This is a genomic window from Castellaniella sp. UC4447_H14, from assembly GCF_052978285.1.
The window spans coordinates 3,167,698-3,181,945 of record NZ_CM129666.1; the positions used below are offsets into that span (position 1 = coordinate 3,167,698).

Here is a 14,248-nt window from a genome sequence, read left to right on the forward strand (position 1 = left end):
TTGAGTAACAATTAATGTTTATTGTCAACGAGGGCAGTCGAAGCGGTAGGTGCCGCCCGGAGCGCCGGTGATCGCGACGGTGATTTCGATCCGGCATTGGTCCTGTACGCCGACGTTGAGAGAGAATTTCGACAGGGCAGTGGGGTGGTTGGCCGCTGCCTGAACCTCGCCGCTCTGGCCGATGTTGGAGGCGCCGCCCGGCCCGTGTTTGATGACCTTCATCTGATATTCAACTCGGCCGTCCCTCGGACTGCGGACGTAGGGAATCACCACCGCTGGGTGGGTGTCCGGCACGGTGTCCAGCCAGACCTGGAGGTTGACGTTGGCGGCCAGCATGGCAGTTCCATCCGTTCAGGCGCCGCTCACTGAATGTAGAGCATGGTCTTGCCGATGCCGGCGACGTTCAGGGTCACCGGCGTGGCGCCCGGGTGCGTCTGCAGCAGGATCGTCTTGTTGCCAAGCCCGAGTTCGTTCACCTGGGCACTGACATTGCTGGCGGTCTGTCCGACGTACGACTGATTACCCAGCCCATACTGCGCGGTGGCGGCCTGGTCGTTGTTGCCCGTCTGATGAATCGTGGAGCTGTTGCCGGCGCCGTATTGCGCGGTGGCGGCCTGGTCCGCCATCCCGAGCTGCGTGATGCTGGCGCTGTTGCCGGCGCCTACCTGGGCAATTTGTGCAGCCTTGGTGCTCCCGCTCTGCGTAATGTGTGCGACGTTTTGATGGCCCACTTGAAGCACCACGGCGGAATCGGTATTGCCCTGCAATTCAGGCATTGCCAGATCCGGGTCGGCGCAATAGGCGGACAGCGGGCTTGCGGACAACAGCAGTGCCGTTGCAATGGGCATCAGGCTCTGTCGCTGAAAGAGACGGCTGAACGTCGCGGGATGTGTCGGATTCTTCATGATGCTCCCCGTGCTGCGAGTGGCACGGGAGATGGTTTCCATCTCCCGTGCCGGTGTCCGTCACCCGCGCTGTCGAGGCGACCGCGCGGGTGACGGGCATTGAGCTTAGTGTTGCGTGATGACGCTGTTGTTGCCAGAACCGACCTGGAAGGCGGTCGCATTCATGGTGTATGCGCTGGTCTGGGTAATGCGGCTGGTGTTGTCATGTCCGAATTGCAGCGCCGACGCGTGAGCCTGGTTCGCGGAGGTGTTTTGCGTGATCATGCTGTCGTTGTCATAGCCGACCTGCAGCGCGAAGGCGGTGTTGTTGTTGCCGCCCATCGTGTTCTGGCGGATGGTGCTGTCATTGTCATGACCGAACTGGACGGCGGTTGCGCTGGCGGTGCCCCAGCCGGTCTGCCGGATGCTGCTGTCGTTGTCATGGCCGAATTGCAAGGCGGTGGCCGAGACGTGGCCCGACGAATTCTGGAAGACAGTGCTGTCGTTGTCGTGGCCGCCCTGGATCACGTTGGCGGTTTCATGGCCCGTGCCGGTTTGCCGGATATTGCTGCTGTTGCTGTCGCCGAATTGCGTGGACCTTGCCGTGTCCGTCCCGGCGCCGGTCTGAACGACCCTCGCACTGTTGGTGTCGCCGAATTGCGCGATGTCGGCGTCGAAATTGCTGGCGCCCTGCAGCGTCTGATTGATGCGGGCGTCGTTGTCCTGACCAAGCTGGAACGTGTTTGCCGTGCCGCCCGCAAACGCGGAAGTCCCGGCGAACGCCAGGGCGAGAGTGGAAGCGATGACGCAGAGCTTGATTTTCATTTTGCCTGTCCTATAACCTCAAGACCGTAGAGGGAATTACGAAATCCGGCGGCCTTGGTTCCGGATGTGTCGGTGCGGCGGAAGACGCCACCGGATGTGTACTTTAGGACTCGCTGGCCGCTGGCAAAATGAGACGGAAGCATTAGAACGTTCGTTGGACCAAGGCCCGACGGGCCGCGCGTACTAGTACGCAAGGACGAGCGGGGGCGGTGCCGCTCCGGATGTTCGGTCTGGCCGAAGGCGTGATGTCGCTGGAGGTGATGTGTAGCTGAAGGTAAGCTGAAACGGCCGGAAAGACGTCGCCCCTGCTGGAGCAGGGGCGATGGAGGTGGAGTGCCGCGGTATGGATCGGAACGCTACCGCTCGTTGGAGGCGACCTTCCAGTTGGGGCCGGAGTCCGCGGCGGGCGACGGAGCGGCATTGCTCAGTTTGACGGGCGTGGTCCGCGTGTAGTCGTTCTGCGTCTCCAGATAATGCTTGATCATGGGCGAACCCATGTCTGCCGGGTTGCGCAGCGGCCACACGCCGTCCTTGATGCCCTCTACGGTGAGATGGGCCACGGCGGCGTCTATGGCCTCCTTGACGCAGAGCTGCGCCGGCTCATTGTGCGTGTAGCCCGCTTCGGCCTCCAGCAGGTCGTAGAAGTTCACGAACCGGAAGTAGCTGGGATGGACTTCATACGAATAGACGGTTTTGCTCGTCGAGACGCTGTTCAGGACGCGCCCGGTGTTCACGTCGATCGCTCGCAGGATGACCGTGACCTGGTCCACGCTGTATTTGGTCGAGAGGCCGATCCCGAGGAATTTCGCGCCGACTCCTCCGGTTCGCACGTTGCTGTCGTAGGCCACGATGCCGCCATCCAGGATGACAGAGGCGGGCATGAGATTCGGAACGGGCTGGACCTGCTCGCCGGCCTTGGCCTCGGACTCATCCACGGCCCGCAGGACACGCCGTTCGGTGAGCAGCGACTGCAGCCCTTCGCGTTCCACGGGTACATACCAGCCTGATTCTTTCAGGGCTTCCATCAGCATGGAGGCAGCCCCCTGAGTGACGGCGGTGGAGAACGCACTGTCGGGCGACGGTTTGTACTGACCCGTCTCGTCACGAAAACCGTAGACGGCGGCCACGATCTTGTGGCGGGGAGCCGGCAATTGCCTCAGGTCCAGTGCAGACGGGGTAATGGGGGTGAGTGTGGCCCGGTCGGAGACGTCCGAGGGCGGATGCGGGACGGCGCAGGCTGACAGCATCAGCGCCGCCAATGCCGTCAGGCAAAGTCGCGAAGTGCGCAGGGCTGGGTAGCGAAAGAAAAGTGGGCTTGCGTTCATGGAGTCGGCTCTTTGGGTGCGTTGGAGGGCCCTTCGGCCCGGGGTCACCCGGCGCTTGGGGGAACCAGTTCTTGTGCGAATCAATTGATGGCCGGATCGTTGCCATTCAGGAGACTATTGGTACTGGCTCCGGTCGTGGGGCAGTTCGAACCCGCCTGGCTGCAGATGTTGCCGTTCAGCTTGTTGATATCCTTGTCCAGGCTGTCCAGGCTGGTGCCCAGGGTCGTCAGGTCCAGCCCGGCCAGACCGTCCAGCGGGTTGGGCGCGTTTGCCTGCGCGCCTTGGCTGGCGATGCTCATCAGGAACGAACCGTTGAGCGGGTTGCCGCCGAATGAGGGATCGACCGGGGTGTAGACAAGCTGACTGGCGCTGGCTGATCCCGCCGCCAGGCACAGAACGGCCGCCACGGCAGCCAGTGTCCCGGGATGACGGGGGATGCGTGGGAATTTGAAGGTTTTCATTTACATTTCCTCTGGCCCAAGATCGTTGCTCTTGAACTCTTTGCGGGCCTGTTCAATTTTCTGGACGTTCTCGTAGGCGATGTTGACCGCCTGTTTGCTGGCCTCCTTTACTCCGGAGCGTGCCGGAGACAAAAACGTGTGGTAGATGCGAATGCTGCGGTAATCAATCCAGATTTCGCTGCCGAATTCCGCCGTTGGCCGCTCCACCACAGTGAGCGTGTATGGCGAGTTCGGGTGCAGGGACTGCCAGATCGACGAGAAGCCGCTGTAGAAGTCCCACCCCAGTACGGTGATGGTGCGGTTGATCACGATCCCGCCCAGCGGCTCCTGGTTGATGTTGCCCTGGTCCAGGCCCTTGCCCGGAGGCGGTGGAGGGAGCTGTTCGGGAGGTTGCGCCATCACGGTAGGGCAGCCAAGCGCCAGCAGGATCAGTCCGCGGGAAATCGATGTGCGCAGCATGTCACGGGCCCCCTGGCATCCGGGGGCAATGGCCCCGGCGAAGGCAGCGGGGCGAGTGATACATAGTGGTTTCATGGGCGTGACAATTTCTTGCGTCTGTGGGCATTTAATGTAGGTCCGCGTCGAGCCTCGCCATATGGGGCAAAAGGGGGATCGCCTCAACTTGCGTGCCCAAAAAAATTCATGCATAATTTCGCTTCTTCAGTGATGGAGAAGCTTTGGGGGTATAGCTCAGCTGGGAGAGCGCTTGCATGGCATGCAAGAGGTCAGCGGTTCGATCCCGCTTACCTCCACCAAACTTCTGTCATTGAATGTCCGGTCCCCTTCGTCTAGAGGCCTAGGACATCACCCTTTCACGGTGAGTACAGGGGTTCGAATCCCCTAGGGGACGCCAGGGATACCTGGGCCGCTGCGGAGCGGTAGTTCAGTTGGTTAGAATACCGGCCTGTCACGCCGGGGGTCGCGGGTTCGAGCCCCGTCCGCTCCGCCATATTGCACATCCGAAAAGCCTTGCCAGTCAATTGATTGCAGGGCTTTTTCATTTCCGGACCGCATTTCACGGCGTTTTCAAAAGCCCGATCTCCGCCCGTGAATTCCGGTTGTTGTCCGGGTGGAATATCGGGGTGGTCCGCTAATATAGGTTTGGGCGCATTGTGCTTGGCGTGAAGCACGGGGTGCGCTGCTGTTACCACTGACAGGCGCTGCATGAACTCACAATCGTTGCGGGCGTCCTGGCCTGCATTGCGCGACGCGTTCGGGCTGGGAGTCATGTCTGCCGTGTTTTTCCTGGCGATGCTGGTCTTCGTACTGGGCAATGCGGTTGCCGTGTATTCGCTGATGTCGGGGTACGAGGGTTCCATCCGCCAGATCACGACGCTCGACGATATCCGGACGCTCAGCCAGCGCCTGGCCGTCCAGGCCATGCGGCTGTCCGATGGTTCCTACATTCAGACGGCCAGGCTCAGCCAGGACATTGACGCCCTGGAAAACGGTCTGCAGGCCCTTGATCAGGGTGGAGTCGTGGCGGGGCGCGAGGTCCCGCCGATCTCGCAGCCGCAGGCCCGGGACTTTCTGCCCCAGATCCGTCGCAACTGGAAAATCATGCGAGGCCGCCTGCAGGCGGTGATTCTCGGCTCTTATGCGCAGGACAGCAGCGCCGATGACCCGACGGGGGCGCCGCGGGTCCTCCAGCGCCAGTGGATCGCCGACGACGCCAAGAATCTGCTCGACACTCTGAACGCCTGCTCGGACGTGCTGGTGCCGCAACTGCTGGATACCAAGGAACGCGCGGCCAACCTGGGGCTGGGCCTCGCGGCCGCCGATCTGGTGCTGATGCTGTTGCTCTTTCTGTGGCTGCAGCGCAGCCTGGTGCTGCCGTTGCGCGAGCTGCGCCACGCGAGTGCAGGCTGGCTCGCGGGTGACTACGACGCTCAGGTGCGCGTACAGGGCGCCAGCGAACTCGGCATGGTCGCGCGGGCCTTCAACGCGGGTTCGGTGCAGCTGCGCGGTCTGACGGACAAGATCCGCGAGGAACAGGCCGGGCTCGAACGCTCCGGGATCATTTTCCGGGGCCTGACGCTGAACTCGCTGGTGGGGATCTTCCTGGTCGAGGGCGAGCGCTTCAGCTTCGTCAGCCAAAAGATGGCCGAGATCTTCGGGTATGAGGCTTCCGAGATGACCGAGCCGATGCCGCTGCTGAGCATCATCGTGCCCCGGGAACGTTATCTCGTGGCGGAGGCGATCAAGGCGAGCCAGTCCCGGCAGGACGGGACGCTGCGTTTCGAGCGCCAGGGCCGCCGCAAGGACGGCACGGTCATCGACATCGAAGTGTTCGGAACGGCCATCGCGGTCGACGGCAAGGTGTCCATCATCGGCCTGGTACAGGACGTGACCGAGCGCAAGCAGGCGGAGTCCTCGGCCCAGCTCGCGGCGATTGCCTACGAGAACAGCAGCGAAGCCATCGCGATCACGGATGCAAGCGGTGTGGTCATCGACGTCAACCCCGCCTATTCGCGCATGACCGGGTACTGGGCGGACGAAGTGGCGGGCGAGATGCTTCCGCTGCTCCGCCCGGGTCGCCACAACCGCGACTTCTACGACGAGATGTGGCACGCCATCAACACCAAGGGACGCTGGGAAGGCGAATACTGGGGCCATCGGAAGTCCGGCGAGGAGTACGCCGAGCGCGTCGTCATGGATACCGCGTGGAATCACGATGGATCCATCAATTGCCGCGTGGCAATGCTCAGCGACGTGACGCAGAAAAAGCACGTGGAGGCGCAGATCTGGAATCAGGCCCATCACGATCCCCTGACCGGCCTGCCCAATCGTCAGTATTTCAACCAGCGCCTGCAGGCCGCGGTCGAGGCCTCCGACCGCACGCACCATCCGCTGGCGTTGCTGTTCCTCGACCTGGACCTCTTCAAGGAAGTCAACGACTCCATGGGACATGCCGTGGGGGACCAGTTGTTGGTCGAAGTCGCGCAGCGACTGCGGGCCGCCGCGTCCGTGGACACGTGTTTCGTCGCCAGGCTGGGGGGCGACGAGTTCGTGGTGATCGTCGGCAACGCGCCCGATCGGGCCCGCATCGACGCCTTGTGCGAGGATATCCTCGCGCGCATCACCCAGCCCTATGCCCTCGCGGGCAAGGCGCTGCACGTGTCGGCCAGCCTGGGCGTGGCGCTGTATCCGCTCGATGCCGGGAGCGCCGAGATGCTGTTGCGCCATGTGGACATGGCGATGTACGTGGCCAAGGAATCAGGCCGCAATGGCTACCATTACTTTGATGTGAGCATGCGCGAGCGGGTGCGCATGCGGCGCGATCTGCTGTACTCGCTGCCGCAGGCCATCGCGGCGGGGCAGTTCTTCCTGCTGTACCAGCCCATCTATTCCTTCGACACCCGGCGCCTCGTGCGCGCCGAGATCCTGCTGCGCTGGCGCCATCCCGAGTTCGGCATCATCAGCCCGCTGGATTTCATTCCCTACGCCGAGGAGCGCCATCTGATCCGGCCGCTCAGTGACTGGGTGTTCGCGCAGGCCGCGCGCCAGCTCGCCGACTGGCGCGTGCTGTCCCCGCAGCTGCGCCTGACGATGAACGTGTCGCCCGGGCAACTGGCGGAGGACAAGATTGATCTGCAGGCGGTCCTCGATCTTTTGAACTCCCACGGCTTGCCGCCCGATTGCCTCTCGCTGGAATGCAGCGAGCATCTATTCCTGAACATGGACGCGGAGATCCGCTCCCGCCTCCAGCGCATGAGCGCGGCCGGCATGCGCTTCAGCGTCGGAGCCGTGTCGCTGGGGATGTCGTCGCTGCTCGCCATGCCGCAACAGCCGTTCGAGACGCTCAAACTCGAACGCGAGGCGACCGAGCAGCTCCTGGCCAGCGATCATGCGCCCGTGGTCTGTGAATCCATCATCACACTGGCCCATCGGCTCGGGCTGTCGGTCGTGGCGGAAGGCATCGCCACCCGTGAGCAGTACGAATTCCTGTTGGGGGCGGGGTGCGATGCGGGCCAGGGCTATTGGTTGGACGAACCGCTGGACCCCGAGACGTTGGAGCAGCGTTTGCGGGACTCGACTCAGCGTCCCTGACGGCGGCGGCCGGCCTTGCGCCAGAATCCGACAATCAGCCACAGCCCCAGCCAGGCAAGCACGGGGGCATTGCGCCAGCGCACATAGGGCGTCAGCCCCTGGGTTCCCAGGACTTCCACATCCAGCACCCCGGGGATGCCGGGATCCAGCGAGCCGCGCACCTGGCCGTAGGGGTCCAGCGCCACTGTCATGCCGGTGTTGGTGGCTGCCACGAGCGGCCGCGCAGTTTCCAGGGCACGCATGCGGGCCATCCACAGATGCTGGCGCAAGGCCCACGAGTTCCCGAACCAGGCCAGGTTGCTGATGTTCACCAGGATGCTGGCACCCGCGCCATCCGGGGGCGGCGCGACCTGCGCGGCGATCTGTTCGCCGAAGGCATCCTCGTAACAGATGTCGACGGCGATGGACTGTCCGGACAATCGCAGAGGCGGCTGGATCAGCGGGCCTCGATTGAAGTCGCCCAGCGGAATCTGGAGGGCATCCACGAACCAGCGGAATCCGGGAGGAATGAATTCGCCGAAGGGGACCAGATGGTGCTTGTCGTAATGCCAGGGCGCGGGAGTCCGCGGAAACGACGTGTCGTCCGGCGGGAGTGCGATTGCGCCGTTCGTGTAACGGTCCCCGTCCGCCGTGCGCTGGTGCAACGGGATTCCCATCAGCAGCGTAGCCTGCTGGCGTTGCGCCAGCGCCTGCCAGCGTGACCAGATCGCGGCCGGGATCTCGTCCTGGAAGATCGGCATCACGGTTTCGGGAAAGACGATCAGGGACGGAGCCGTGGACTCGCCCTTCACCGGCAGGTCGGCCAGGCGCAGGCTTTGGTCGATGGCGGTTTCGAACAGCCGGGGGTCGAATTTTTCCGATTGGGGGGTAGCGGGCTGGATCAGGCGTACCATCAGCGGCGACCCGAGCGGCTGGACCCACTGGATATGCTGCCCCGCGATGCCGGCCAGCCCGCAGCCCAGCGCCACGGCGACCACCGCGGCTGCGCTGCGGTCGTAGGGAGCGCAGTCCTTCGCCCGGGCCATGAGCGCGACGGCGGCTGCGGAGAACGCCGCCAGCCAGGTCAGGCCATAGACGCCGACCACCGGCGCCCAGGCGGCGAACATGCCCTCGGCGTGGGCGTAGCCGGCGTCCAGCCAGGTAAAGCCCGTGAACAGCGTGCCACGCAGCCACTCGAAAAGCGTCCACGACGAGGCCCAGACCACGGCGTTCAGGATCTGCCTCGGGGCCTGCTGGCGCGGCGATCGCCAGGCGGCACATAGCCAGGCACTCAAGGCGCAGGCCGAGGCGGAGTAAAGGCCCATGGTGGCGGCGAACATCACCAGCGCCGCCACCGCGAGCGGTAACGCCAGCCCGCCGAAGGTGTGCATGCTGATGGTGAACCAGTACACGCCGATGGCGAACTGGACGAGGCCGAACAGCCAGCCGTTCAGCGCCGCTTCGCGGATGCGCTCCGCGCTCCAGGTGCAGGCGGCCAACACCGCCAGCGAACCGATCTGGACAAACGGCAGGCTCCAGGCCGGCAGCGGCCCGGGCGCGAAGCACAGCGCCTGGACGCCGCCGGCCAGCACGATCGACAGCCCCTGGCGCCAGCCCGTGCGGCGGTCAGGCGGCATCGTGTTGCGCAGTGGGGGCGGAAGAGGTCGAGTTCAGGCGCTGGACATGCAGCCAGCGTGCCCGTTTCCCGTCGGCGCCGACCACGGTGAAGGCCAGGCCCTGGGATTCGAGGCGCTCGCCACGGCGCGGAATATGGCCGATTTCGGCGGCGAGCCAGCCGTTCAGGGTGTCGCAGTCCTGGTCCGGGAGATGCACGCCGAAAGTCTCGTTGAAGTTTTCGATTTCGGTCGTGCCCATGGCCCGCCAGCTATTTTCACCGGTGCGGAAGATGGTCTTCTCGTCGGTGTCGTCGAATTCGTCCTCGATGTCGCCCACGATCTGTTCCAGCACGTCCTCCATGGTCGCCAGCCCGCTGATGCCGCCGTGTTCGTCGACGACGATGGCCAAGTGGTTGCGGCTCATGCGGAAGTCGTGCAGCAGCTCATTGAGGCGCTTGGATTCAGGGATGAAGACCGCAGGGCGGATCAGGGCGCGGATATCCAGGGCGTGGTCCGAAAGGGCCAGCAGCAGGTCCTTGGTCAGCAGGACGCCGACGACGTTGTCGCGGTCGCCTTCATAGACCGGGAAGCGCGAGTGACCGGTATCCATGATCTCGGGCATGAGTTCGGCCAGCGGCCGCGAGATGTCCAGCATGTCCATGCGCGAGCGTGAAACCATGATGTCGGCCACGGTCTTGTCCGCCACCGTCAGGGCGCCGGAGATCATGGCGTAGGATTCGCCGTCAAGAATGGAATGGTCGTGTGCGGCCTCGAGCACTGCCCGGATCTCCGCGCGACCCGTAGGCGGGTCGGGCCGCAGAAGGGATTTCAGACGGGAAAGCAGGGATTTGGGCGCCGACGGTTCAGGTCGAGGCTCAGGGTCGGAATGTGATTCTGGCATTGTCCGAAGGACGAGTAACTAGGTTTCTTAGCATAACCGATAACGTCGGAGAATCGGCTTCAGGGCTGCGGGCCGGGCCGGTAAGGATCGGGGATGTGCTGCGCCGCGAGGATGCGGGTCTCCAGCGCTTCCATGTGTTCGGCCTCGTCGGCCTCGATATGGTCCCACCCCAGAGCGTGCAGGACGCCGTGGGTGACCAGGTGGGCCGCATGATGCAGGAGCGGCTTGTGTTGTTCGGCCGCTTCGCGAACCAGAACGGGCAGACACAGGACGATGTCGCCGCTGAGACTGCCGTCCGGGGCCGCCCCATATTCGAACGTCAGGACGTTCGTGGCGTAGTCGCGCTGCCGGTAGCCGGCATTCAGCGCCCGGCCTTCGTCCGTATCGACGATGCGCAGCGTCAGGGCGACGGGCTGGCCGGCGCGCGGATCCGGTGCCGCCAGCGCCTGCTCCAGCGCGTGGCCGACCCAGCGGCGCAGCCGCCAGCGCGGCAGTTCGGCGGCCGGAACGGCATACTGTATGGACAGCGAAAAATCAGGATACATGATCGCCCGCCTGTTCGTAGGCATCCACGATGCGGGCCACCAGCGGGTGGCGGACCACGTCGCGGCTGGTGAAGCGGGTCTGGGCAATGCCCGGTACCCCGTCCAGCACATCGAGTGCATGCAGCAGGCCGCTTTGCTGATTCTTGGGAAGATCCACCTGGGAGGGATCCCCATTGATGACGGCCTTGCTGCCGAAGCCGATACGCGTCAGGAACATCTTCATCTGCTCGGGCGTGGTGTTCTGCGCCTCGTCCAGGATGATGAATGCCTGGTTGAGCGTGCGCCCGCGCATGTAGGCCAGAGGGGCGATCTCGATGGTCTGCTTTTCGAACAGGCGCTGCGTGCGCTCGAAGCCGAACAGGTCATACAGGGCGTCGTACAGCGGCCGCAGGTAGGGATCCACCTTCTGGACGAGGTCGCCGGGCAGGAAGCCCAGACGCTCGCCGGCTTCGACGGCCGGGCGTGTGAGCACCAGGCGCGAGACCGTTTCGCGCTCCAGCGCGTCGATGGCGCAGGCGACGGCAAGCCATGTCTTGCCCGTGCCGGCCGGCCCCACGCCAAAGGTCACGTCGTGCTTCAGGATGGCATTCAGGTAGTCGCGCTGGCGTGGCGTGCGCGGCCGCAGGTCAGTCTTGTTCGTGTGCAGGCGCAGAGTGGCATCGTCCACTGGCGGCAGGTCCGGCAGGTCCGGCAGGTCGGGCCGCCCTTGCACCGTTGCCTCGGGTTTCGCCTCCAGCTCCACCAGGCCGAGCTGCAGAGTCTCAAGCGACAGGGGCGTGCCAGCGGCCCGCTCGTGAAACCAGCGCAGCGCGTCGGCCGTGCGGCGGGCCTGCGCGCCGCGAATGCTGAGCCGGCTACCCCGGCGGCTGATGGTGGTGCCATAGGCCTGCGCAATCTGCCGCAGGTTCTCGTCCAGCGGTCCGCACAGGTTGGCGAGCTGCATGTTGCTGCCGGCCAGTTGCAGGCTGATCGGCCGCTGGCGCGCGGCGGCGGTGCGCGGCTTGCCCGTGGAATCAGCGCTCATGCCGGGATCCGCGTGGTGTCGCGCGTCAGGACTTCGCCGCGCAGCGTGTTGGTCAGCGCGGCCGTGATGCGCACGTCCACCATGTGTCCGATCAGGCGCGGCTCGCCCGCGAAATTCACGATGCGATTGTTTTCGGTGCGGCCTTTCATGTCGTGCGGATCCTTTTTCGACGGGCCTTCGACCAGCAGCCGCTGTACGCTGCCGACCATGGACTGGCTGATGGCGCCAGCCTGCTCATTGATCAGGGATTGCAGCCGGTGCAGCCGGTCCAGCTTCACTTCCTGCGGCGTGTAATCGACCAGCATGGCGGCCGGCGTGCCGGGTCGCGGCGAATAGACGAACGAAAAGGACTGATCGAAACCCACGTCTCGTACCAGATCCAGCGTCTTCTGGAAGTCCACCTCGGTTTCGACCGGGAAGCCGACGATGAAGTCTGACGAAAACGTCATGTCGGGACGGGTGGCGCGCAGCCGGCGAATGATGGATTTGTATTCCAGCACCGTGTAGCCCCGCTTCATCGCACCGAGCACGCGATCGCTGCCGGCCTGGACCGGCAGGTGCAGGAACGGGACGAGCTTGGGCAGGCGGCCGTGGGCTTCAATGAGGCGGTCCGTCATTTCCTTGGGGTGCGAGGTGGTGTAGCGGATACGCTCGATGCCGGGGATGTCGTGGACGTAGTCCAGCAGCATGGCGAAGTCTGCGACTTCACCGGAATCGCCGGCGGCGCCGCGATAGGCATTGACGTTCTGCCCCAGCAGCGTGACCTCGCGCACGCCACGGTCCGCCAGATCGGCGACCTCGGTCAGGACGTCGTCGAAGGGCCTGGAGACTTCGGGGCCGCGGGTGTAGGGCACCACACAGAAGCTGCAATATTTGCTGCAGCCTTCCATGATGGAGACGAAGGCTGTGGGGCCGTTGACATGGGCCGGAGGCAGCGCATCGAACTTTTCGATGGCCGGAAACGAGACGTCGATCTGCGACTGGCCGGTCTGGCGACGGCGGTCGATGAGTTCCGGCAGCCGGTGGAGGGTTTGGGGGCCAAACACGACGTCCACGTAGGGCGCGCGCCGCACGATGGCTTCGCCTTCCTGGCTCGCCACGCATCCGCCCACGCCGATGACGAGGTCGGGATTGCTGTCTTTCAGGTGTTGCACCCGCCCCAGGTCCGAGAAGACTTTTTCCTGGGCTTTTTCGCGCACGGAACAGGTGTTGAAGAGGATGATGTCGGCCTCTTCCGGGGTCCGGGCGAGTTCGACGCCTTGGGCGGCCTGTAGGATGTCGGCCATCTTTTCCGAGTCGTACTCGTTCATCTGGCAGCCGAAGGTGCGGATGAAGAGCTTTTTGTGTTCACCGGGTTCGGTGGGCTGCAGGGCGCGGGCGATGGCCGTGATTTCGGCTTCAGGGGTGAGGGCGGCGGCAACGGGCGCGTGGTGGATGACGCCGGGGCGGCGCGCGGTGGTTTCTTGCATGGCGGGTCGCCAGGACGGGTTTATATCCCGGGGGCGGTGTGTGGGTTCTATGAGAACTGGCTATTGTACTGGGTTCGGTGGGGTGACTGTATTTTGGGCCGAGGGACCAGGTTTCGAGTTCTTGAGACGCGAGGTGGCGGGAGGACCGCCGGGTAGGGCGCACTTCCCCCTCGCACCCCCTCCCGCCTTTCACAAGAAAGGCGAACCGATCCCGCGAAAGAAGCCGATCAGCCGAGCTCGACTTCCGGCCCGTCCTTCTTCACGTGCTTCACCAAGTCTTCCCGCTTGATCCCCATCCACATCGACAGAGCGGCCGCCACGAACACCGACGAATAGATCCCGAACCAGATCCCGATCGTCAGCGCGAGCGAAAAGTTGTGCAGCGTCGGACCGCCGAAGAAGAACATCGACAGCACCATCATCTGCGTCGAACCGTGCGTGATGATCGTCCGCGAAATGTTCTGCGTGATCGCCGCGTCGATGATGTCACGCACCGGCGCCTTGCGCTGCTTGCGGAAATTTTCCCGGATCCGGTCCATCACCACCACGGACTCGTTCACCGAATACCCCAGTACGGCCAGCACCCCCGCCAGCACCGAGAGTGAAAACTCCCACTGGAAGAACGAAAAGAACCCCAGGATGATCACCACGTCGTGCAGGTTGGCGATAGCGCAGGACGCCGCGAGCTTCCATTCGAATCGCACCGCCAGATAGAGCAGAATGCCGATCACGCAGAACGCCAGCGCCTTCAGTGCGTTGTGCAGCAGCTCCTGTCCCACCTGCGGGCCCACGAATTCCACCCGCTGCAGCCGCACCTCGGGGTGCGCCTTTTGCAGTTCCTTCAGGACCGTCTGGCTTTGCGCGGCCGTGTCCTCGCCCGCCCGCACGGGCAGGCGAATCATGACGTCCTTGGAGGTGCCGAAGTTCTGGACCTGAAAGTCCCTGTAGCCCAATGCGTCCACGGCGGAGCGGATGTCGTCGACCGGCGCGGACTGCTCATAGTGCATTTCCATCACCGTGCCGCCGGTGAATTCGATCGACAGGTGAAAACCGCGCGTGGCGATGAAGAAAACGGCCAGGAGGAACGTGATCAGGCTGATGATGTTCAGCGCCAGTGCCGGGCGCATGAACGGGATGGTCTTGTGGATGCGGAAAAATTCCATGATGCG

General features: G+C 64.1%; 13 protein-coding genes and 3 tRNA genes. 4 read left to right on the forward strand and 12 right to left on the reverse strand.

Annotated elements, in window-relative coordinates:
• Positions 1-24: 24 nt before the first annotated feature.
• From csgH to ACVCMJ_RS15240, 6 genes are all read right to left on the reverse strand, one after another.
• A complete protein-coding gene (gene csgH / locus ACVCMJ_RS15215) occupies positions 25-336 on the reverse strand; it encodes a curli-like amyloid fiber formation chaperone CsgH (RefSeq protein WP_447082239.1) in 312 nt (103 codons plus the stop codon).
• Between the two features lie 26 nt (positions 337-362).
• Positions 363-905 carry a hypothetical protein gene (locus ACVCMJ_RS15220; RefSeq protein ID WP_447082240.1) on the reverse strand — a complete coding sequence of 181 codons (543 nt, stop codon included), beginning with the start codon at positions 903-905 and terminating at the stop codon, positions 363-365.
• Positions 906-1,010: 105 nt separating this feature from the next.
• On the reverse strand, positions 1,011-1,709 hold the full coding sequence (locus tag ACVCMJ_RS15225; RefSeq protein ID WP_447082241.1) for a hypothetical protein: 699 nt from the start codon (positions 1,707-1,709) through the stop codon (positions 1,011-1,013).
• Between the two features lie 356 nt (positions 1,710-2,065).
• A complete protein-coding gene (locus tag ACVCMJ_RS15230) occupies positions 2,066-3,034 on the reverse strand; it encodes a CsgG/HfaB family protein (protein ID WP_447082242.1) in 969 nt (322 codons plus the stop codon).
• An 80-nt stretch (positions 3,035-3,114) separates the two neighbouring features.
• On the reverse strand, positions 3,115-3,495 hold the full coding sequence (locus ACVCMJ_RS15235) for a curli assembly protein CsgF (protein WP_447082243.1): 381 nt from the start codon (positions 3,493-3,495) through the stop codon (positions 3,115-3,117).
• Positions 3,496-3,954, reverse strand: a complete 459-nt coding sequence (locus ACVCMJ_RS15240; RefSeq protein WP_447082244.1) for a curli production assembly/transport protein CsgE — start codon at positions 3,952-3,954, stop codon at positions 3,496-3,498.
• Positions 3,955-4,174: 220 nt separating this feature from the next.
• Here ACVCMJ_RS15240 and ACVCMJ_RS15245 point away from each other — a divergent pair.
• The 4 genes from ACVCMJ_RS15245 (at position 4,175) to ACVCMJ_RS15260 (ending at position 7,545) form a co-directional block, all read left to right on the forward strand.
• A tRNA-Ala gene (locus tag ACVCMJ_RS15245) sits at positions 4,175-4,250 on the forward strand.
• A gap of 22 nt (positions 4,251-4,272) precedes the next feature.
• Positions 4,273-4,348: transfer RNA gene (locus ACVCMJ_RS15250), tRNA-Glu, on the forward strand.
• 19 nt (positions 4,349-4,367) lie between these two features.
• Positions 4,368-4,444, forward strand: a tRNA-Asp gene (locus ACVCMJ_RS15255).
• Positions 4,445-4,659: 215 nt separating this feature from the next.
• Positions 4,660-7,545 carry an EAL domain-containing protein gene (locus ACVCMJ_RS15260; protein ID WP_447082245.1) on the forward strand — a complete coding sequence of 962 codons (2,886 nt, stop codon included), beginning with the start codon at positions 4,660-4,662 and terminating at the stop codon, positions 7,543-7,545.
• On the opposite strand, the gene lnt is transcribed toward ACVCMJ_RS15260, so the two are convergent.
• From lnt to secF, 6 genes are all read right to left on the reverse strand, one after another.
• A complete protein-coding gene (lnt, locus tag ACVCMJ_RS15265) occupies positions 7,533-9,161 on the reverse strand; it encodes an apolipoprotein N-acyltransferase (RefSeq protein ID WP_447082246.1) in 1,629 nt (542 codons plus the stop codon). The two genes, ACVCMJ_RS15260 and lnt, sit on opposite strands and share 13 nt — an antisense overlap.
• Positions 9,151-10,041, reverse strand: coding sequence for an HlyC/CorC family transporter (locus tag ACVCMJ_RS15270; RefSeq protein WP_447082247.1), 891 nt, complete (start codon positions 10,039-10,041; stop codon positions 9,151-9,153). The genes lnt and ACVCMJ_RS15270 overlap by 11 nt, the downstream gene beginning before the upstream one ends.
• A 59-nt stretch (positions 10,042-10,100) precedes the next feature.
• Entirely contained in the window at positions 10,101-10,586 is a 486-nt protein-coding gene (gene ybeY, locus ACVCMJ_RS15275) for an rRNA maturation RNase YbeY (RefSeq protein WP_447082248.1), read from the reverse strand.
• Positions 10,576-11,610 (reverse strand): PhoH family protein, encoded by a 1,035-nt coding sequence (locus ACVCMJ_RS15280; RefSeq protein ID WP_447082249.1) that lies wholly within the window; start codon positions 11,608-11,610, stop codon positions 10,576-10,578. Before ACVCMJ_RS15280 ends, ybeY begins: the two co-directional genes overlap by 11 nt.
• The gene (gene miaB, locus ACVCMJ_RS15285; RefSeq protein WP_447082250.1) at positions 11,607-13,079 is read right to left on the reverse strand and encodes a tRNA (N6-isopentenyl adenosine(37)-C2)-methylthiotransferase MiaB; all 1,473 of its coding nucleotides are present in this window, start codon (positions 13,077-13,079) and stop codon (positions 11,607-11,609) included. Before miaB ends, ACVCMJ_RS15280 begins: the two co-directional genes overlap by 4 nt.
• A gap of 227 nt (positions 13,080-13,306) precedes the next feature.
• A complete protein-coding gene (secF, locus tag ACVCMJ_RS15290) occupies positions 13,307-14,242 on the reverse strand; it encodes a protein translocase subunit SecF (RefSeq protein WP_447082251.1) in 936 nt (311 codons plus the stop codon).
• Positions 14,243-14,248: the final 6 nt, after the last annotated feature.

Coding starts and splice junctions, on each gene's coding strand:
- ACVCMJ_RS15230 (WP_447082242.1), bottom strand. CDS start 3,034: ATGAACGCAAGCCCACTTTTCTTTCGCTACCCAGCCCTGCGCACTTCG.
- ACVCMJ_RS15270 (WP_447082247.1), bottom strand. CDS start 10,041: ATGCCAGAATCACATTCCGACCCTGAGCCTCGACCTGAACCGTCGGCG.
- secF (WP_447082251.1), bottom strand. CDS start 14,242: ATGGAATTTTTCCGCATCCACAAGACCATCCCGTTCATGCGCCCGGCA.
- ACVCMJ_RS15225 (WP_447082241.1), bottom strand. CDS start 1,709: ATGAAAATCAAGCTCTGCGTCATCGCTTCCACTCTCGCCCTGGCGTTC.
- miaB (WP_447082250.1), bottom strand. CDS start 13,079: ATGCAAGAAACCACCGCGCGCCGCCCCGGCGTCATCCACCACGCGCCC.
- ACVCMJ_RS15235 (WP_447082243.1), bottom strand. CDS start 3,495: ATGAAAACCTTCAAATTCCCACGCATCCCCCGTCATCCCGGGACACTG.
- ACVCMJ_RS15280 (WP_447082249.1), bottom strand. CDS start 11,610: ATGAGCGCTGATTCCACGGGCAAGCCGCGCACCGCCGCCGCGCGCCAG.
- ybeY (WP_447082248.1), bottom strand. CDS start 10,586: ATGTATCCTGATTTTTCGCTGTCCATACAGTATGCCGTTCCGGCCGCC.
- csgH (WP_447082239.1), bottom strand. CDS start 336: ATGCTGGCCGCCAACGTCAACCTCCAGGTCTGGCTGGACACCGTGCCG.
- ACVCMJ_RS15260 (WP_447082245.1), top strand. CDS start 4,660: ATGAACTCACAATCGTTGCGGGCGTCCTGGCCTGCATTGCGCGACGCG.
- lnt (WP_447082246.1), bottom strand. CDS start 9,161: ATGCCGCCTGACCGCCGCACGGGCTGGCGCCAGGGGCTGTCGATCGTG.
- ACVCMJ_RS15220 (WP_447082240.1), bottom strand. CDS start 905: ATGAAGAATCCGACACATCCCGCGACGTTCAGCCGTCTCTTTCAGCGA.
- ACVCMJ_RS15240 (WP_447082244.1), bottom strand. CDS start 3,954: ATGCTGCGCACATCGATTTCCCGCGGACTGATCCTGCTGGCGCTTGGC.